The following is an 18,984-nucleotide window of genomic DNA, read 5'->3' on the forward strand; positions in this document are numbered from 1 at the left end:
TAAAGATTGCGTGGGTTGTACCGCTTATATAATTCCAAAAGCATTATCTATTCTATTCGCTATAACTGTAATATCTTCATTAACGAATATGAACGTATCTCTAATTCTTACATAACTTTCAACAGCTTGTCCTAAATGCTCATCTTCTTCTAGTATCTCTTCTAAATCTTCACTAATATCGTAACTATCAGAATGATAATCATAAAAACAATTTTCTACCTCACTACCAATACCCTTTTCTTCAAAATATTTAGCCATTTTCTGCATTACATCATATAATTTTTTATCAGAAAAATATTTATACAAATTGCCATCATCCATCTCAATATATAAATATTTGAAACAATACTCACTCCAAAGTTCATCCTGATTAATAAGAAATATGAAAAGAAATCTTTCCTCTTCAGTATCATTTCTAAAATACATCTCATCTGAATTTAACTCATATTTACTAATCCCTTTTAGAATAATTCTTTTGTTATCTATTACGATAACGCCCATTTACTAATCATCCTTTTTTACACTGATTTATAAATTTATTGATACTATATTCTGATAAGGGTGTTTTTAGTAATTTTAAATTTAAATATGCTGAATATGACTAACTCGACTTCGGAAGTTAACCCCTAAAGTACTTACAGTGAAGAGCCATATCCATTCCACGGTAAATGTAAGGTGCTACCTAAACCTTAAGGGAAATGAATATGATTCAAATTCATCTTCGAATAAATTTTTAAGAAAAAGTAGCAATTGTCCTGCCCTTGCCTTTAAGTTTTTAATATTCTATATTAAAACGATGTAAAAACGTGATTGAATTGTTAATAATATTTAAAAAAGGTGCTTATTTCATTGAATTTGGAATATAGTAATCGATAAATAGAGTAAGGAGAAGTAAGACCAATAAATCAAATAAGGCGAGAGGGGCGTATAGGATAGCGGAGTAATTGGTATTTTTACGTAAGTGAAAGACCGTTTATGAGTATATTCGAGAAAAGGATGAGGATAATATGAATCAAATTTTCAAAAAAGATGAGTTTATTATTATTCCTTTTTATAAAGGGCGAAAGCAAGAATTTATGGTCGTCAATACGAAGAAAGAGTTTAAAAATGGACATACGCACTTGAAGTCATTTAAAATGGCCAAGTATTTAATTAATCTTGCGCGATGCCAAAAAATCAATTCCGGATTGAGACCATATTTATTAACAAGCCTTACAAGAATATCAACAAATCATGAATATATTCAGAAATTAGAAGAGCTTTTAGCCGTTAAGAGAAGTAAAGGGAACAAAGCTTCTTATTATAATAAAGCGATTTAAATATACAAATGTGATTGTACCTAGAAATAGGCAATAAAATAGATAGACCGCTTTTTCGAGAAATTGAAAGAGCGGTTTTTTTGCAAGAAACAATATTTTATCTAGATGCCAGTCATTTTTTGCGCACGGAAATTTGCTAGTAAAAGCTTGTTAGGGATGGAACTCATTTTCCCTAAATTACGTATTTGGCTATGAATCCAATTTAAATCATTTTTAATAACGCTTCTTCACCAGTCATACCTTCTTCGATGCCACACGCTTTCGCTTCGTATGTGACGGATTCCAATGGCGCTTTTAATAAGTCATCGATCGTTCTTACACCAACCGCACGACCAGCAATGATTTTGCGATCGGCTAATTTTTCATTTAACAGTCCGACATCCAGCGCACCACACATAATGTACCCACATTCATTCGAAATCGTCAGCAATGTTGTTTTAGGTAAATGAACCGTTACAGCTGTAAATAAATGTCCTTGAAGATCAATCGTTTCAGTATATACGATAACCTTTGCCCCCTTTTATATAAATCATATGAACCAATTAGAAATAGGTACTTGTTTTGGACGAAATTATGTGGTTTGTTTCAATTTTAATCAAACTAATGAAGATGAGCTGCTAAACGTTCAGGTGTTGCTTACTTCTTTCTAATGCATAATTTTGCAACTGAGTAAAAAAATTGAGCATTTTTCAAATCAGTTTTTTGCTATTTGTCTAAATCGATATACGACTTAAATTAAAATAAGTGACAAACGCCTTTTTCTGCATCTGATAGCGCTTATTTTTAAATAAGTTGTATATCAAATTCACCATTTCACGAATATACTAAAAAATATGTTGGGCAAATTTTTTTAAAATGCTTTTAAAATTTGATTTAAGCCTGTAACGACGGCTTTTTCATGAGTTGAATAATAAATGATTGTTGGTTTTCTCAGAGTGTTACTGTCTATTTTCCACTTTAAAAAATGCGTTTTCGTTCAATAAACAGCTTTTTTCTAATAAAATGAGTGCTTTTTAAATTGAAAAATTATTTATAAGGGTATGATGACCATCCTGAAACTTCAAGTAACATAGGAAAATTAGATAAGCTTAACGGCGGTGTCGAATCATTGCGAGTAGTCTTTAAAGTTTATCAAAAAGAACGTCCGCATTATTGGAACGAATAACAAAAGTTGAAGGGTCTGTTAGCTCGGCGCATAAACGATTAGATCCATTGGGAGGAGAATAGTGGAATGAGAATCAAACTGATAGCACTTATAGAAGTGCGGAAAATGATTACATTGTTATTTGCTATCGTATTTGCTTATTTAGCGGTGTCTGGAAGAATTCCGGTAGAGTATACACTATCCATTTTAACGATGGTATTTGGTTATTATTTTGGTAAATCAACTGCACAGGATGGTAATAGCAAATGATTACGATTATTTCCCTTGGTCACTACAGATCACGAACTGGCGCACAAGGGTTAATTGACGAAAGTACTTGTGCTATTAAAGTTTCAAGATGTGAAGCGGGCATCATTACAAATTTTTAATGAATGTAATATGAGGAAATCGCAAAGCGCGCGATCGAATACGTAAAGCAGTAGTAGATGGAGTATTTCCTTCACCAGATGATAATGTTGAAAATTACGCAACAGGTCAATTATTAGAGTATGCACTCATTTATATTGAGCGTACTCGTAAATAATTTTAAGCCCGTCACTACTGTTTTATCACAGTGGTGGCGGGCTTTTTTGCGTTTATACATGTGTCCAAGTTCGACAATGGATAATACTCCATGTTTCATTTTTTTGATGAAAGAAAATTATTTTTCAAGTGATCAAACGAAATCGGTTTACTAAATAAAAACCCTTGGAATGAATCGCATTTCATCTTCTTTAATAATTGTAGTTGCTTTTCTGTTTCAACACCTTCAGCGACAATATTTAAGTTCAGTTGATGACCGAGCGTTATCATCATTTTAACTATTTTTTGACTAGTCTCATCCATTTCTAAGTTTGATATAAAGCTACGATCAATCTTTATTTCATCAATTTTTAATTCTTTCAAATATTTTAAGGAAGAATAAGAAGTGCCAAAATCATCTATGGATAATTTTATTCCAGTTGCCCTTAGGCGATTGACTGTATCGACATTTTCTTGATGAATAAGAAACCGTTCAGTTACTTCTAGAGTAAGATTTTTTGGTTGGAGCGACATCCTTTCTAAAAGCTCTGCCACCATTTCGGGAAAACGAGGATTGTCAAATTGTTGGGCAGAAATATTAACAGAAAGGCTTAAATCAGGCCAACCATATTGATGTAACTTTTTCAATTTATAAATAGATTGAGTTAAAATCCATTTTTCTATGTTAAGAATAAATCCTGTTTCCTCAGCAACAGGTAGAAAAGAGGCTGGTGACAATAATCCTAAATGAGGATGATTCCAACGAATAAGTGCTTCGACAGCTAGTAACTGTTCGTTTACACCAAAGAAGGGTTGAAAATATACCTCAAATTCTTCATTTTCTAAGGCTGTATATAATTCGGTTAATACTTTTTCGTTTTTTTCTTTTAAACGATTATCTATTTCAAATGAATAAAGGGGAGTACAATTACTGTTATTTGAAATCTCTATGGCCATAGAGGCTAGTTTGCTATAAAAATCGACGGCATGTAACGTTTTTTCAACTGGATTTCCTAAATCTCTACTATAAATTGCAATTGTTCCTAATAATTCATTTTTTGAAGAGAGAAGAGGTGTTGAAAAACAAGCACGAAATCCATGTACAATTGCATTATTTCGTTGTTTTTCCAAAATAGGATTATTTTCAATATCTGATACGATAACCGGTTGTTTTAAATAGGCAGCAGCTCCACATGAACCTCCATAAGGACTGACTTCTACTGGTTCCATAGAATTTATAAAGTTTGTAGGGAGAGAGGAACTCACCGTTTCTCCTAATTGATTTAGTGTGGGATTGTACAACATGATGGCCCCATACAGACTAAAAGGATCGCACGAATTTTCAATGCTATTCACAATAAAATTTAGTATTTTATTTAACGGCATACCGGATGAAATCATATGGATAATGGTAGTTTGATTCTCAAATAAGGATTTCTGAACTGTAATCATCATTTTTTCCTCTTTTCAAAAAAGTTATGAATTTATCGGAGTATTCTTATTTACTATTATTACAACTATTTATAATTATCACTATAAGGGAAAGCCCTAAGCGTTAAATATAAAAATCCCTATACTTTACTAGTTCATTCCCTAAAATGAATGGGCTATTCACCCTATCCTGTAAACTTAATCAAAAATCCCTACGTTTAACCAATATTTGTGAGATATATGGTATAGTATTTTTAGAGATTCTAATTTAGGGAGGTGCAAGTATGATTTCAGTATTGCTTGCCGACGATCATGCCATTGTACGCTCGGGAATTAAACATATGATTAATAGTCAAACGGACATGAAGGTAATAGATGAAGCGGAGAACGGAGAAGAAGCCGTTCATAAAGCATTAGAAAAAAAACCTGATGTAATCATCATGGATTTAAATATGCCAAAGAAGAGCGGCCTTATAGCAACAAAACAAATTAATGAAGCTAATAATAAGGTGAAGATCATCGTTTTAACGATGCATGAAGGGAAGGAATATCTATTCCACGCTTTGCAGGCGGGGGCTTCTAGCTACTTATTAAAAAGTTATCATGAATATGATTTATTAGAAGCGATTCGGACAGTTTACCGCGGAGAAGCTTATTTATATCCTAATGCTACAAAACTTTTATTAGAAGAATATATGAAAAAATCAATTGACAATGAGAGTAATTTGCAAAAATTGACGGGCCGCGAACAAGAGGTATTATCTTATTTGGCTAAGGGTTATACCAATCGGGAAATAGGGGAGATTTTGTTTCTTTCAATAAAGACGATAGAATCCCATAGATCGAAAATTATGGATAAATTACAACTGAAAACACGTCCAGATTTAGTGGAATTTGCAGTGAAAAATGGCTATTTAGATTTTGATTAAGGGAGCACAAGCAGATGGTAGCTTTAAAGAAACAAGAAATTAAATTTATAATTTTTTCAATCTTTGCATTACTTTTGCTGTTCCGATTTCAAATGGCACACATATCTGCAGATGTAGATGAACATTTTTTATTACTACATACATTGCTTGAGTTATTTAGTATATTTGTTTCTTTTTCTTTATTTGTACAGGCATGGATAACTTACTCTACCCATCGACTAAAATCCCAATATTTCATTGGGTTAGTTTTTCTAGCGGTAGGCTGTTTTGATTTAGCTCATACTTTTACTTATAAGGGAATGCCCTTTATTAACGATGAGTTTTCTGCTACCCGTGCCACATGGTTTTGGATTGTAGCACGATTAATAGAAAGTATTGGCGTTGCTCTGTTTGTCTTTAGACCAAACCAAATGCTATTTATTAAACGTGGTTGGGGTCTCGGTGTAACCGTCCTAATTGTGAGTATTTGTACAACGATTATTCTTACAATACCAGAACAACTTCCGGTACTACTTAATGAACAAGGGGTTACAGGTCTTAAAGTTTCGCTTGAGTATGTAATAAGTACAACTATTTTTATTACATTTATTACTTTATTAACAAGATATATAAAAGAGTCACAACCAACTATCGATATGCTCCGCATGATTTTTGCCTTATTTATCATGATGGTGGCTGAGCTCTTTTTTACCCTTTATACGCATGTGTATGCGATTGAAAATTTATTAGGGCACTGTTTCAAATTTATTGCATACATTTATATTTATCGTGCCATCTATTTCCCTGAGATTCAGCAGATCCTAACTGACAAAGAAAATGCGGAAAAGCAACAAATGGAAGCAGAGCTAAAGTTATATGAGGCTGAAAAAAACTTATCCAGACAAGTGTTTGAAGCACATGAAGAGGAAAGAAAGCGTGTATCTAGAGAATTACATGATAGTCTCGGTCAATCCCTATATAGCATTCTAGTTACTTTAAATACTGTAAATAAAGATCAATCCGTAGAAAAGAATGAAGAAAGCGTTCAAACTATAAAGATGATGACACAAGAGGCAATGAAGGAAGTAAAAGAAATTGCACGTTCATTAAGGCCAAGTACATTAGATGATTTAGGGTTTATTCCAGCTATGAGGTCCTATCTTGAAACATACAAGCAGATTCATAATATCTCAGTTCAATTTGAAATAAAAAGGGGAGTTGGGAGGTTAAAGCCAGAAATTGAAACAGCTCTCTATCGAATCTGTCAAGAAGCGCTAAATAATACAGCGAAATACGCGAAAGCAAGCGAAGTCTATGTATCTCTTAATATGGATGAGGATTCAGTAGATTTGACAATTAAAGATAATGGTATCGGATTTTGCGTAGAGGATTATTTAAAAAACGCACAGCGAAAAGGTATCGGTTTATATAGTATAAAGGAGCGAGCAGAAGGGGTAGGTGGTTCTGCGCAGTTTCATTCTAAAGCAAATGAGGGAACGACAATCGAAATTTCTGTCCCGAGAAATGTGGATGAAAAAGTTGAACCATTAACTTGCTGAAGCAAGTTAAAGCCCCCGGCGGATGTCACAGATTTTTAGAGAAGTTAATTTAGGATGTTAGCCTAAGTACGTCGCATCCATGCGACAACGGCTAACTAACCTGCATCGTGCAGGCCTAAGCTCGAAAAAAATCTGGACAAGGGTTAGCCGAGGCGTAATTGATTATTCTCGTAAGACAATACTCTTTTGTAGAAGACATCGTTCTAAGTCTTCTACAAAGGAGTTTTTTGTTTTTATTAGATAGGCAGTAACGCGGTTATTTAGGTACGCGTCGATTTTTTGTTAGTGTTATCTAATTGTTTGTAGAACTAGATTAAATGTACTTTCATTTTTCTCTAGAATCTCAACATCTTCAATACTGTCGATTAATTCTTTAAATAGTTGATAGTTAGAAGAGTGGTTTAGTCGTTCTACTAAAGCCTCTCCCTCAAATGTGATAACGATTCGACCATCCTTTTCATTAATAGTGATACTTAATGTAACAACAGTATTAAGGTTGTCAATAATTTGAATCAAATGTTGGATGAATCGAAATATATGAATCTCTACTTTATGGGGCTGCCTTTTTAGCGTTCCTTTAAAGTCAATGTCAATTGTTATGTTCTTTCCTTCTTTAAATAGTTCATAGTAAGATTTAATAGCCCCGTAAGACCCCAAATCCTGCATACATAATGGATATACACTAATCGAAGCTTCTTTTAAATGGTTTAATTGTTTTTCAATTTCTTTTTTAAGTGAAGCTAAATAATTTTTTGCAGAGTCTGATTTGGCTTCATGGTCTAACGTACGGATTCCTAATAAAGAGCTATATAAAATTTGTTCAAGTGGATCCAATGTTTCTTGAGCCAATTGATACTTTTCATTTTCATGGAAATCCCAAATTCGATTAATCATCTCATTTTTTTGATAGAACAACTGTAGGAGATCTTCATAGTCATCTAAAAGCTTAATTGTTAATTCAGATTCATTAGCGCTGATTTTGGATCGATAATCTTGAATTAGTGGTTGAATGTCACCAATACGGTTCATCACTATGTACACTCACACCCGTCATGTTATTTTCATTTCACGTTCACATTATCTCGCTATTATATGGCGATTATCAATAGGGATTTTCCCTATATTTTCGGAAAACTCTTCTAATTTAAACTATTTTGTAAAAATCCCTAGTGAGATTCCATGTTTTATTAGTTAATGGAAGAAAGCCTATTCGAAAAATTAAAGCAAAATCTAAATAAAGCAATCGAACAAGCAAAGTCGATTACTACGGAATTGGTGATTTGAAAACTTGAGCAGAAAAAACCAACTAAAAAAAATATTTTTTTAGTTAATTATGGATTTTATAGTGAGTGGGTCAAGTTGCAAACGGAATACTATAAATATTGGATTTGCCAATGGGATAACTAAATATATGATCGAAAAGTATGATATTTTCTGCAAAACTGCACTTATTATTTATATTGACATGGTTAGAGGCAGAATTATATATTAATAAAAACGTAATTATCGCAATTTTCGTTAAATTGTTTATCCTAACTTGTACCTACAACGTGTTAATGTGTGGTTGTGATGTTACTGGTGTGATGAGCGGTTACAAATTTGTAACCGTTTTCTTAAAAAGATATTGATGTGCACTAAAAGGGGGAAAACTAATGAAGAAAGTACGTATTGGAGTAATAGGAGCTGGACTAAGAGGTGGGTTAGCCCTATATTGGCATAAGCCCGATGGGGAATCAGAGATTGTTGCTTTGGCAGATATATCTCAAGAGCGTTTGGATAAATTTCAGGAAAAATTCGATACTCCTTTATTTTTGACGAAAGATTATCAGGAATTATTAAACAGAGACGATATTGATGCGATTGCTGTTCTATCGCCAGACTACCTACACGAAGAACATATAATTGCTTGTTTAAAAGCAGGGAAGCATGTATATGCTGAAAAGCCTTTAGCTATTACAGTAGAGGGCTGCGATAGAATTCTAGATGCTTGGAAGAGTTCAGGTAAGCACTTAATGGTCGGTTTCAACATGCGCTATATGAGCATGTATCAAACAATGAAAGGTTTAATCGATTCAGGTGCTATTGGGGATTTAAAAGCTATTTGGGTACGTCACTTCGTTGGGTTTGGCGGATATTTCTACTATCATGACTGGCATGGTAACTCAAAAAATACGACATCTCTTTTACTACAAAAGGGGTCACATGATTTAGATGTTATTCACTGGATTTCTGGTAAGTATGCGACAAAGGTTTCTGCGTTTGGTAGCTTAGATTATTACGGTGGCGATAAACCAAATACGTTAACATGTCCAACATGCGACCAAAAGAATACATGTCCAGAATATGTTCCTCATACGTTTACAGAATGTGCGTTCCGCGAAGAAATTGATGTAGAAGACAACAACATGCTTATTATGGAACTAGAGGGCGGTATTAAAGCTTCGTATCTACAATGTCACTTCACGCCAGATTATTCGAGAAACTATACATTTATCGGTACAAAAGGTCGTATCGAAAATGATGATGTTAACAATAAAATCTACTTAAAAACACGTAAATCAAACTCTTGGGAAGAGCTAAGCGATGTTGTCTATGAAATGAAACCAGAAGAAGGTAGTCATGGTGGGGCAGATCCGAAAATTGCGCAAGATTTTGTGGAGCTCATTCTTTACAATAAAGAGCCATTAACTACTCCATTTGCTGGTCGCATGAGTGTTGCGGTTGGTTGTGCTGCAGCAGATTCACTCCGTAGTGGAGGGAAAGTTGTTGAAATTTCTCAAGAGTCTACTATTCTTTCACATAAATAAATAGGAGGTGTAAGTATGACGCTTGCGAATAAACCAACTTTGGAAGAAAGCTCTGCAAAAGAAACAAAAATCTCCAATAAAAAGCAAAGAGAAAAGAAAAATCACTGGGCAGAGTGGAAAAAATCGCTTAGGAAAAATTGGGAGCTCTACTTATTGTTAGTTCCTGTCATTCTTTATTTTGTAGTGTTTCATTACTATCCACTTTACGGTTTGCAAATCGCTTTTAAAGATTTCATCGCAACAAAGGGAATTGCTGATAGTCCATGGGTAGGTTTTAAGCACTTTGAACGTTTCTTTGATAGTTATTATTTTTGGAGACTAATAAAAAATACGGTTGGCATCGGAGTATTTACATTACTAGTAGCATTCCCTGTGCCAATTATTATTGCTTTATTATTAAACGAGGTAAAAAGTTTACGTTATAAAAAGTTTGTACAGACGGTTATCTATGCACCGCACTTTTTATCAACAGTAGTAGTTGTAGGTATGTTGCTATTGTTCTTAAAACCAGATGGAATGATTAACCAAGTAATCATGTTGTTTGGTGGTAACCCGATTGACTTTATTACAGAACCTGCATGGTTTAAATCGATTTATGTATTATCAGACGTATGGCAAACAATGGGCTGGAGTTCGATTATTTACATAGCCGCATTAGCAGCAGTTGATCCAGCACAGCATGAAGCGGCTATGATTGATGGTGCTTCTAAATTCAAGCGTATTATTCATATCAATATTCCTGCGATTATGCCAACGATTGTCATATTATTTATTTTGAATATGGGTTCAGTTATGGCAGTAGGCTTTGAAAAGGTATTTTTAATGCAAAATGACTTGAACATTTCGACATCAGATGTTATTTCAACATTTGTTTATCGCAGTGGGATTTTAGAAGCACAGTACAGCTTTTCAGCGGCAGTAGGTTTATTCAACTCAATCATAAACTTTGTCCTTCTCATTATGGTAAATAAGATAGCTAAAAAAGTTAGTGACACAAGTTTATGGTAAAGGGGTGGTAAATGTGAAAGAAACAAGAGGCGATCGAGCGTTTACGGTATTTAATTACATTTTCTTAGCAATTGTTGCACTTGTAGTGCTTTATCCGTTGATATTTGTACTAAGTGCATCACTTAGTAATCCAGAGTATGTTCTTTCAGGTGATATGTGGCTATGGCCAAAAGAATTTACTGTAGAGGCATATGAAAAAGTATTTCAAAATAAAGACATTATAAACGGTTTTATTAATACCTTAAAATACACATTTTTCGGTACGCTATTGAACATTGTTATGACCATTTGTGCAGCCTACCCTCTATCACGTAGAGAGTTAAAAGGAAAAGGCGTTATTATGGCATTTATGGTATTCACGATGTTTTTCAGTGGAGGGTTAATCCCAACCTATTTACTTATTCGTGATTTAGGAATGATTAATACGTTCTGGGTAATGATTATTCCAAATGCGGTTGCCGTATGGAACATTATTATTATGCGTACATTCTTCCAATCTATCCCACATGAACTAGAAGAATCTGCAACGATCGATGGGGCTGGTCATTTCCGAATTTTATGGAGTGTCGTATTACCTCTATCAATGCCAGTTATGGCTGTAATGGTTCTATTTTATGCAGTAGGACATTGGAACTCGTATTTCCAAGCATTAATTTACTTGCAAGACCAAAGCAAATTTCCACTCCAACTTATACTGAGACAAATCTTAATTCAAGGGCAAGTAGACGATATGGTCAAAGCGACTTCAGAAAGCTTACTTTCTCAAAAACTTAGCATTGAAGGTTTGAAATATGCTGTTTTAATTGTAGCCAACCTCCCAATGCTTATGCTTTATCCGTTCTTACAAAAGTATTTTGTAAAAGGTGTCATGATTGGTTCACTAAAAGGTTAAAGAACAGGAGAGATTATAATGACAGTAAAAAAGAGACGTGTATATGGTGCAGTAGCAAGTATGATGTTAGCGGCAAGCCTATTAGGAGCATGCTCGGATAAAGAAAGTGGTAGTGAATATGAACCTAGTGCCAATGCTGATAAGGTCAATGAAACAGGCATGCCAATCGTGGATGAAAAGATTGAAGTGGATGGCTTTGCAGCAAAATTTTTCTCATCACAAGATTGGGATAATTTAATGTTATGGCAAGAATTTGAGAAAATGTCTAACATTCATATGAATTGGACAACTGTACAAACAGATGCATTGGCAGAGAAAAGGAACTTATTGTTAGCTGCCGGTGATTATCCAGAAGTTTTCTTTGCATCTGCATTTTCCAAAACAGATTTAATTAAATACGGTCAACAAGGTGTGTTTTTAGCACTAGATGATTATATTGATAAATATGCACCAAATTTCCAAGCAATCTTAGAGAAATATCCGAGTGTTAAACAAGGTATCAAAATGGCGGACGGCAAAATATATGGCTTCCCAGCAATTTTTGACCCAGGATTTGATTCTCTACATTTAGGAATGCCTTGGATTAACCAAACATGGCTTGATAAATTGGGCTTAAAATCTCCTGAAACGACGGACGAATTATATGAAGTGTTGAAAGCATTTAAAGAACAAGACCCGAATGGGAACGGCATACAGGACGAGCAAGGTTGGGGAACAGGCTATGGTATTAAATATCTAATGGATTCCCTAAAAGGTTCTTTCGGATTAAATAAGCAAGGGACAATGAATCCGAATTTAGACTTTAAAGAAGGAACAGAAGAGTTCCGTTTCGTGCCAACAACAGATGAATACAAGCAAATGCTTCAATATGTAAATAAGCTTTATACTGAAGGGTTAATTAACAAGGATGTGTTTACCGTAGAAATACACACCTTTGCTGCTGAAGCTACTAAAGGGAATTTCGGTATGCTAAGCGATATAGATCCGAAAGAGGTCTTTAAATTAGACGATTATGTAGGGGCACAAGTGTTAGAAGGACCGAATGGTGATCGTCAATATACTGCGGTGTCAAATGGTCTTGGTAACTTAGGGATGTTCGTTCTTACAGATAAAGCGGAAAATCCTGAAGCAATGGTACGCTGGATTGACCACTTATATGGGGACGAAGGAAATAAAATGTTCTTTATGGGCTTTGAAGGCGTAACGTATGAAGAAGATGCGGAAGGAAAGGTCAAATATTTAGATACGATTACGAACAACCCAGAGGGTAAAACAATGGACCAAGCGATCAGTGAATATTTAACATGGCCAGGTGGTTATTATCCAGGTATCGTTACACAGAAATTCTTCCAAGGTGCAGAGTCGAAAGAAAATTCTGTTAAGAATGCAGCGCAAGTAAAACCATACGCACTAAAACAAGAAGATATAATTCCAGGTCTAAACTATACTGTTGAGGAAAATGATAAAGTGTCGGCGATTTTAACAGATATCAATACGTATATCGACGAAAGTATAGCGGGCTTCATTACAGGAAAAACAAGTTTCGATAAGTGGGATGACTACAAGAAAACACTCGAAAAAATGGGCTTAGAAGAATATATGGAAATCGCTCAAGGTGCTTATGACCGTACACAAGAATAATGTAATAGCTCTCCATCAGTAAATCAATGGACGGTTTATCACCATAAGTGGAACACTCCCGATGAAGCAAGTTATATTAATACGGAATGTGAATGAGACATGCACGACGCTTTAAGTCGTGCATGTAATTTCTATTGTGAGGAGGCAAGGTACATGACATTTGAAGGATGGAAAGGGAAGTTATACTCGATTGTTGAATTGATTACTTTACTGGCTGTATTGCAGCTAATGTGGATTGGTTTAACAATACTTGGACTTGTATTATTTGGAATAACACCAGCGTCAGTTGCGATGTTTACTACTTTACGTAAAAGATTGCAAGGAGAAGACCGTTTAAAGCAACTTGTAAAAACATACTGGGATACATATAAAGTTGAGTTTATTCCATCAAATAAAATTGGAATTATGATAATTGCTGTTGGTTACTTTTTAACGATTAACTTTCAAATCATTTCAACATTCCAGAGTATGATGGGTTTAATTTCTCTTACATTATTTATAACGATTAGTATTATATATGGGGTGATGGTGCTAAACATATTTCAAATTTACGCTCACTATGAGTTACCTTACTTCCGTTACTTTGCCGTGTCGATATTATTTAGTATCGCATATCCACTCCAAATGATTGGTTCAATAGTGGGCCTTACGATACTCTATCTTATTTTCAATTGGATACCTGGCTTATTGCCGTTTTTCGGTGTAAGTGTAACAGCTTTATTTTTAACTTGGATGTCGTCTAATATTTTTAAAAAGAAGGAAGAGGCAGAAAAACAAATCAATTACGCCTCGGTGTAAGCACATTAAACCGATGAAGGGGTGACTTGATGGATAAGATAACATACATTACTCATGCAAATATCGTAATGGAAGATCGAGTTTTAACAAATGGTTTTTTACAAATAACAGATAAAAAGATTACAATCATTGATTCAATGGGGAATTTCCCATTGCTAGCAGGGTCTGAAGAAATTATTGATTGTCAGCAGCAAGGGTATATAATCCCAGGAATGATTGACATCCATGTACATGGTGCAGTTGGATATGATTTTATGGATGGCGACATAGAAAGTTATGAAAAAATCGCTAAATATTTGGCAAGTGAAGGTGTAACAGCATTTTTAGCGACGACGATGACTTGTCCAATGGTAGAAATAGAGGCAGCTATAGACGCATTAGCTTTATATAAAAAAGAACAGTCCGAATCTGTGCCTGAAATGATCGGCATCCATCTCGAAGGTCCATTTATTAACCGTTCTAAAAAAGGTGCACAGCCAGAGGAAGCGATACTAAAGCCGGATGCTACTCAATTTAATAATTTATACGAAAAGTCCAATCAAGACATTAAACTTGTCACTTTTGCACCCGAGGAAGATATAAACTTTGAATTTCTTCAGACTTTAACAAATAAAAATGTCATTGCTTCGATTGGTCACTCTGATGCTGATTATGACATGACGAACCGCGCCATAAAGGCTGGTGTTACACATGCTACTCATTTGTTCAATGGAATGAGGGGAATCCATCACCGTGATCCAGGCGTGGTAGGTGCAGTTCTGTTAGATGAAGAAGTTTATGTGGAGATTATTCCGGATAATATTCATTTCCACAAAGATTTATTAGTAATGGTCCACAAATTAAAAGGTTTGTCGCGTATGCTTGTCATTACAGATGGTATACGTGCAAAAGGAATGCCGGATGGGATTTATACATTAGGTGGAGAAGAAGTAGAAGTATTCGACAACCACTGTATACAACGAAAAACAGGCTCTTTAGCGGGTAGCGTTTTAAATATGAATGAAGCTAGGCAAAACGTAGAAAAATGGTTACATCTATCCATGATAGAACAAACACATCTCGTTTCTTTAAATCAAGCAACTCATTTAGGGATAGCTGACCAAAAAGGCTCGCTTGCTGTAGGGAAAGATGCAGATATTGTTTGGTTGAATGCCGATGGAGAAATTGAAAAAACCTTCTGCTTAGGTAATATCGCTTTTGAAAAAGTGTAGGAATGGACCTATCAATAGGAAGCAATAGTAATCAATTACGAATCAATGCTTTAGAAGTGAGAATTTCGTGCTGAAGAAAGGGAAAGGGTATAATGATTAAAATACCCTAAAAAAGGATGAGTAAAAGATGAAACCATTAGATCAAGCTAGTGTAATACCGTTGTATCATCAGTTGAAACAAAGATTATCTACTAAAATTCAATCGGGTGAGTGGAAGCCTGAGGATAAAATTGACTCTGAAAATCAACTAATGGAAATATTCCATGTTAGCCGTAACACAGTTAAAAAGGCAATTGAGGACTTAGTACAAGAAGGGAAATTATACAGAATTCAAGGAAAAGGCACGTTCGTTTCTAAACCAAGATTCGAACAATCTCTCAGTGGCTTTTATAGTTTTAGCCGAGTGTTACAGGAGAAGGGGTTAAACCCACGAGATGAAGTACTCGTCATTCAGGAACTATACCCGTCGACTAAAGTAAAAAATGCCCTTGAATTACAGGAAGATGAGCAGGTCATTGAAATAAAACGACTGCGCTTTGCAGATAATGAACCAATTGTATTGGAATCTTCTTTTTTACCGAAAAGTATTATTAATGACACTGAATTATTACAAGAGGTTAGCTCCTCTTCTTTGTATAGTTTATTAGCACAACGATTTAACATTAGTGTTGTGAGAGCAAAGGAAGCATTTGAGCCAGTCCTTATTAAGGAAGAAGAGGCTCGTTTCCTGAAAACAGAAACAGGCAAACCAGCTTTATTATTAGAACGTACCGCATTTGATACATTCGGAAAACCAGTGGAATTTTGCATTTCGATCGTGAGAGGCGACCGTTGTAGATTCTATACTGAACTAAATTGAATTCATTGAGATTTCATGTAAATTTTTTTAACTTTAGTTATACCAACAACCCAAACTTGGAGGAAGCTTATTATGCCATTAGTAACGACGAAAGAAATGTTAGCGGATGCTTACCAAAATAATTATGCAATTGGTGCTTTTGGAGCACATAATTTAGAGATTATTAAAGCGATTATTGCAGGCGCAGAAAAAGAAGGGGCACCAGTTATTTTACAAACGACCTCTAGTACGTATCAATATGTTGGAATGCCTTATATGATTGCACTTGCCAAGGCTGCTGCTGAACAAGCAAAAGTACCAGTAGCCTTACATTTGGATCATGGTGAATCATTAAAAGTCGTTATGGAATGTTTACGAGCAGGTTATACGTCTGTGATGATTGACGGTTCGAAATTACCTTTTGAAGAAAATATCAATCTTGTTAAAAAAGTAGTAGAGGCTGCAAGTGTGATAAATGTACCTGTAGAAGCAGAACTAGGAACAATTGGCGGTGTAGAAGATGACCTAGTTGTTGATGAAAAGAATGCCTTTTTCACAGACCCGCATTTAGCTGAACGTTTTGTAAAGGAAACGGGTATCCAATCATTTGCTCCAGCATTTGGTACAGCACATGGGAAATATAAACAAGAACCGAAACTTCAATTCGAATTATTAGACCAAATCCATCGTGTAACAAACATCCCATTAGTAATGCATGGCGCTTCTGGTGTATCAGAAGAGAGTGTACGTAAGTCATTGAATTATGGAATTGCCAAGGTCAATTTCTCAACAGAGCTAAAAGATTTATTTGCTGAACAACTAAGAGCATTCTTCATAGAAAATCCGAATGAGAACGATCCAAGAAAGTACTTCCTTCCAGCACGTGAAGCAATTATTAAGTTAGTAGAACAAAAGATTGTGATGTTACAAAAATGATCACAACTGTCACATTAAATGCTGCGATTGACCAAGTTTATGAAATGAATTCTTTCGTAATGGGTCAAACAAATCGTGTAATGCAGAAGTTTCAACAAGGCGGCGGAAAAGGGATAAATGTTGCACGTGTTATTAAAGCGCTTGATGGAGATGTATTAATCGGTGGATTTATTGGTGGATTAAATGGAGAAAAAATTAAAGCATCTCTTCAAGAACAAAGACTGCCAACTAGTTTTATACAAATAGAAGGCGAAAGTCGGATTTGTCTAACAGTGACAGACTACCAAACAAAGGAAATGACTGAACTTTTAGAAGAGGGTCCGACAATACAGCCGCATGAATGGAAAAAAATGTTGCGATGGGTTGAAGTCCAAGCTGAAAGTTCGGAATATTTAGTACTCTCGGGCAGCCTACCGAAAGGGCTACCACCAAATGCGTATGCAACGATTATTCATCTTTTAAAACAAAAAGGTGTTCGTGTCACCCTTGATACGAGTGGAGAGGCATTAAAGCAAGGTATTGAAGCAATTCCATTTGCCATAAAGCCGAATGAAGATGAAATAAGTCAATTAATTGGGAAGCCAGTAGAGAAGCAAGAGGATCTGATTCAAGCTGGTGAAAAGCTACGTGATTTAGGGATTGAGCATGTTTGTTTTTCATTAGGAGAAAAAGGTGCTTTATTTATTAATTCTACGGGTATTTATCAAGTAAATGCCCCAAAAATAAATGTAGTGAATACAGTTGGTAGCGGAGATGCTTTTTTAGCGGGATTGATCTATAAACTTTCGCAAGGGGCAAGCGATGAAGAAGCGTACAGATGGGCGGTTGCATGTGGTTCCGTGAATGCAGGAGAGAAGGAAATTGCGAAAGTACAAAAGGAATCAGTTGAAAGCTTACTAAAAGAGCTACAAATTACAAATGTTAAAGTGAGATAGGAGCATGATTATGTACACATATAATGAGATTATGAATCAAGCAGAAAAGTTAGAAAAAACAAAAGAGATTGTTCAAGCACAGACATTTAACGATGCAGAAGTTGACATTACGTTGTTTACAGGGTGCGGAACATCATTTTATTTAGCAATTGCGGCTGCACGTTATTATCAATCTGCAACTGGAGAAATTGCTGTGGCAGTACCTGCATCTGAATTGTTTTTACACAAAGATACACATATTTTAGCTAATAAAAAATATAATCTAATCGGTATTTCACGATCAGGAACAACTTCAGAAATTATTATGGCGTTAGAGCATTTGAAAGGTGATACAAATATACAATCAATGGCTGTAACATGTAACGGAAATACACCAATGGCTAATGCAGCAGATGAAGTGATCGCACTAGATCATATTTCAGAAAAAAGTGTTGTCATGACGCAATCTTTTTCGAATATGCTTTATGCTCTACAATTGTATGCAGCAAAGAAAAGCAATCGGTCAGATTTAATGAACCAATTAGAAGAGATTCCAGCACTTGTAAAAGTAGCTTTAGAAAACGGTGAGCCATTAAAGCAAGTAACAGAGGACAAAAACAAAACACGTTTCATCTTTTTAGGGTCAGGTGCATATAATGGCCTGGCTAAAGAAGCAACATTAAAGCTTAAGGAAATGACGCAAACGGAATGTGAAAGTTATTCTAATTTAGAATTCCGACATGGTCCAATTTCTATTGTAGATAATGAAACTGTGATTATCTTATTTACTCAAAAGGAAACACAAAACTTCGATCAAGCATTAATTAAAGATATTCAAAAGCTTGGTGGATTTGTTGTTGTAATCGGTGTTGCATCTGAGCAATTAGAAGCAGATGTAATTATTAAGCTTTCGGATAATTTGGATGACTTAAATCGCCTAGTGGAAGTAGTACCATATTTCCAACTACTAGCTTACCAACGTGCGATCTTTAAAGGTTTTGATCCTGATAAACCACGTAACTTAACACAAGTTGTAAACCTATCTTAAAATAGGCG

Annotated in this window: 18 protein-coding genes; 14 read left to right on the top strand and 4 right to left on the bottom strand. The window is 35.0% G+C overall.

The window, feature by feature from the left end; all coding sequences use genetic code 11:
* Positions 1–24 precede the first annotated feature (24 nt).
* Positions 25–501, bottom strand: a complete 477-nt coding sequence (locus LZ480_RS13625; RefSeq protein WP_241370065.1) for a DNA polymerase III subunit alpha — start codon at positions 499–501, stop codon at positions 25–27.
* Between the two features lie 506 nt (positions 502–1,007).
* Here LZ480_RS13625 and LZ480_RS13630 point away from each other — a divergent pair.
* Positions 1,008–1,319: a hypothetical protein gene (locus tag LZ480_RS13630; protein WP_241370067.1), complete on the top strand. Its 312-nt coding sequence runs from the start codon at positions 1,008–1,010 to the stop codon at positions 1,317–1,319.
* Between the two features lie 202 nt (positions 1,320–1,521).
* Here LZ480_RS13630 and LZ480_RS13635 read toward each other — a convergent pair whose 3' ends face one another.
* Positions 1,522–1,824, bottom strand: a complete 303-nt coding sequence (locus tag LZ480_RS13635) for a YunC family protein (RefSeq protein WP_241370220.1) — start codon at positions 1,822–1,824, stop codon at positions 1,522–1,524.
* 726 nt (positions 1,825–2,550) lie between these two features.
* Here LZ480_RS13635 and LZ480_RS13640 point away from each other — a divergent pair.
* Positions 2,551–2,733: a hypothetical protein gene (locus LZ480_RS13640; protein WP_241370069.1), complete on the top strand. Its 183-nt coding sequence runs from the start codon at positions 2,551–2,553 to the stop codon at positions 2,731–2,733.
* 369 nt (positions 2,734–3,102) lie between these two features.
* On the opposite strand, the gene LZ480_RS13645 is transcribed toward LZ480_RS13640, so the two are convergent.
* The gene (locus tag LZ480_RS13645; RefSeq protein ID WP_241370071.1) at positions 3,103–4,440 is read right to left on the bottom strand and encodes a sensor domain-containing phosphodiesterase; all 1,338 of its coding nucleotides are present in this window, start codon (positions 4,438–4,440) and stop codon (positions 3,103–3,105) included.
* Positions 4,441–4,700: 260 nt separating this feature from the next.
* Here LZ480_RS13645 and LZ480_RS13650 point away from each other — a divergent pair, with 260 nt between their 5' ends.
* Together LZ480_RS13650 and LZ480_RS13655 are read left to right on the top strand one after the other, a co-directional pair.
* A complete protein-coding gene (locus LZ480_RS13650; RefSeq protein ID WP_241370073.1) occupies positions 4,701–5,345 on the top strand; it encodes a response regulator transcription factor in 645 nt (214 codons plus the stop codon).
* Between the two features lie 14 nt (positions 5,346–5,359).
* Positions 5,360–6,883: a sensor histidine kinase gene (locus LZ480_RS13655; protein ID WP_241370075.1), complete on the top strand. Its 1,524-nt coding sequence runs from the start codon at positions 5,360–5,362 to the stop codon at positions 6,881–6,883.
* A gap of 288 nt (positions 6,884–7,171) precedes the next feature.
* On the opposite strand, the gene LZ480_RS13660 is transcribed toward LZ480_RS13655, so the two are convergent.
* Positions 7,172–7,915, bottom strand: a complete 744-nt coding sequence (locus LZ480_RS13660) for a hypothetical protein (protein ID WP_241370077.1) — start codon at positions 7,913–7,915, stop codon at positions 7,172–7,174.
* Between the two features lie 620 nt (positions 7,916–8,535).
* On the opposite strand from LZ480_RS13660, the gene LZ480_RS13665 reads away from it, so the two are divergent.
* The 10 genes from LZ480_RS13665 to LZ480_RS13710 all read left to right on the top strand — a co-directional run bounded on the left by LZ480_RS13665 (position 8,536) and on the right by LZ480_RS13710 (position 18,976).
* Positions 8,536–9,690 carry a Gfo/Idh/MocA family protein gene (locus LZ480_RS13665; protein ID WP_241370079.1) on the top strand — a complete coding sequence of 385 codons (1,155 nt, stop codon included), beginning with the start codon at positions 8,536–8,538 and terminating at the stop codon, positions 9,688–9,690.
* A 15-nt stretch (positions 9,691–9,705) separates the two neighbouring features.
* Positions 9,706–10,698 (top strand): ABC transporter permease, encoded by a 993-nt coding sequence (locus LZ480_RS13670; protein WP_241370082.1) that lies wholly within the window; start codon positions 9,706–9,708, stop codon positions 10,696–10,698.
* Positions 10,699–10,711: 13 nt separating this feature from the next.
* Positions 10,712–11,590 carry a carbohydrate ABC transporter permease gene (locus LZ480_RS13675; RefSeq protein WP_241370084.1) on the top strand — a complete coding sequence of 293 codons (879 nt, stop codon included), beginning with the start codon at positions 10,712–10,714 and terminating at the stop codon, positions 11,588–11,590.
* An 18-nt stretch (positions 11,591–11,608) separates the two neighbouring features.
* Positions 11,609–13,231 (top strand): extracellular solute-binding protein, encoded by a 1,623-nt coding sequence (locus LZ480_RS13680; protein WP_241370086.1) that lies wholly within the window; start codon positions 11,609–11,611, stop codon positions 13,229–13,231.
* A 153-nt stretch (positions 13,232–13,384) separates the two neighbouring features.
* On the top strand, positions 13,385–14,029 hold the full coding sequence (locus LZ480_RS13685) for a YesL family protein (protein ID WP_241370088.1): 645 nt from the start codon (positions 13,385–13,387) through the stop codon (positions 14,027–14,029).
* Between the two features lie 29 nt (positions 14,030–14,058).
* The gene (nagA, locus tag LZ480_RS13690) at positions 14,059–15,240 is read left to right on the top strand and encodes an N-acetylglucosamine-6-phosphate deacetylase (RefSeq protein ID WP_241370090.1); all 1,182 of its coding nucleotides are present in this window, start codon (positions 14,059–14,061) and stop codon (positions 15,238–15,240) included.
* A 127-nt stretch (positions 15,241–15,367) separates the two neighbouring features.
* Positions 15,368–16,099, top strand: a complete 732-nt coding sequence (locus LZ480_RS13695; RefSeq protein WP_241370092.1) for a GntR family transcriptional regulator — start codon at positions 15,368–15,370, stop codon at positions 16,097–16,099.
* Positions 16,100–16,171: 72 nt separating this feature from the next.
* Entirely contained in the window at positions 16,172–17,014 is an 843-nt protein-coding gene (locus LZ480_RS13700) for a class II fructose-bisphosphate aldolase (protein ID WP_241370094.1), read from the top strand.
* Positions 17,011–17,949: a 1-phosphofructokinase gene (pfkB, locus tag LZ480_RS13705; RefSeq protein ID WP_241370096.1), complete on the top strand. Its 939-nt coding sequence runs from the start codon at positions 17,011–17,013 to the stop codon at positions 17,947–17,949. Before LZ480_RS13700 ends, pfkB begins: the two co-directional genes overlap by 4 nt.
* A gap of 10 nt (positions 17,950–17,959) precedes the next feature.
* Positions 17,960–18,976, top strand: a complete 1,017-nt coding sequence (locus LZ480_RS13710; RefSeq protein ID WP_241370097.1) for an SIS domain-containing protein — start codon at positions 17,960–17,962, stop codon at positions 18,974–18,976.
* The last annotated feature ends 8 nt before the right edge of the window (positions 18,977–18,984 follow it).

This window comes from Solibacillus palustris (genome assembly GCF_022549215.1).
Lineage (GTDB): Bacteria > Bacillota > Bacilli > Bacillales_A > Planococcaceae > Solibacillus > Solibacillus daqui.

What these genes read in the sequence shown, in the direction of transcription:
- LZ480_RS13625 (WP_241370065.1), bottom strand. Translation starts at nt 501, where the DNA reads ATGGGCGTTATCGTAATAGATAACAAAAGAATTATTCTAAAAGGGATT.
- LZ480_RS13630 (WP_241370067.1), top strand. Translation starts at nt 1,008, where the DNA reads ATGAATCAAATTTTCAAAAAAGATGAGTTTATTATTATTCCTTTTTAT.
- LZ480_RS13640 (WP_241370069.1), top strand. Translation starts at nt 2,551, where the DNA reads ATGAGAATCAAACTGATAGCACTTATAGAAGTGCGGAAAATGATTACA.
- LZ480_RS13645 (WP_241370071.1), bottom strand. Translation starts at nt 4,440, where the DNA reads ATGATGATTACAGTTCAGAAATCCTTATTTGAGAATCAAACTACCATT.
- LZ480_RS13650 (WP_241370073.1), top strand. Translation starts at nt 4,701, where the DNA reads ATGATTTCAGTATTGCTTGCCGACGATCATGCCATTGTACGCTCGGGA.
- LZ480_RS13655 (WP_241370075.1), top strand. Translation starts at nt 5,360, where the DNA reads ATGGTAGCTTTAAAGAAACAAGAAATTAAATTTATAATTTTTTCAATC.
- LZ480_RS13665 (WP_241370079.1), top strand. Translation starts at nt 8,536, where the DNA reads ATGAAGAAAGTACGTATTGGAGTAATAGGAGCTGGACTAAGAGGTGGG.
- LZ480_RS13670 (WP_241370082.1), top strand. Translation starts at nt 9,706, where the DNA reads ATGACGCTTGCGAATAAACCAACTTTGGAAGAAAGCTCTGCAAAAGAA.
- LZ480_RS13680 (WP_241370086.1), top strand. Translation starts at nt 11,609, where the DNA reads ATGACAGTAAAAAAGAGACGTGTATATGGTGCAGTAGCAAGTATGATG.
- LZ480_RS13685 (WP_241370088.1), top strand. Translation starts at nt 13,385, where the DNA reads ATGACATTTGAAGGATGGAAAGGGAAGTTATACTCGATTGTTGAATTG.
- nagA (WP_241370090.1), top strand. Translation starts at nt 14,059, where the DNA reads ATGGATAAGATAACATACATTACTCATGCAAATATCGTAATGGAAGAT.
- LZ480_RS13695 (WP_241370092.1), top strand. Translation starts at nt 15,368, where the DNA reads ATGAAACCATTAGATCAAGCTAGTGTAATACCGTTGTATCATCAGTTG.
- LZ480_RS13700 (WP_241370094.1), top strand. Translation starts at nt 16,172, where the DNA reads ATGCCATTAGTAACGACGAAAGAAATGTTAGCGGATGCTTACCAAAAT.
- pfkB (WP_241370096.1), top strand. Translation starts at nt 17,011, where the DNA reads ATGATCACAACTGTCACATTAAATGCTGCGATTGACCAAGTTTATGAA.
- LZ480_RS13710 (WP_241370097.1), top strand. Translation starts at nt 17,960, where the DNA reads ATGTACACATATAATGAGATTATGAATCAAGCAGAAAAGTTAGAAAAA.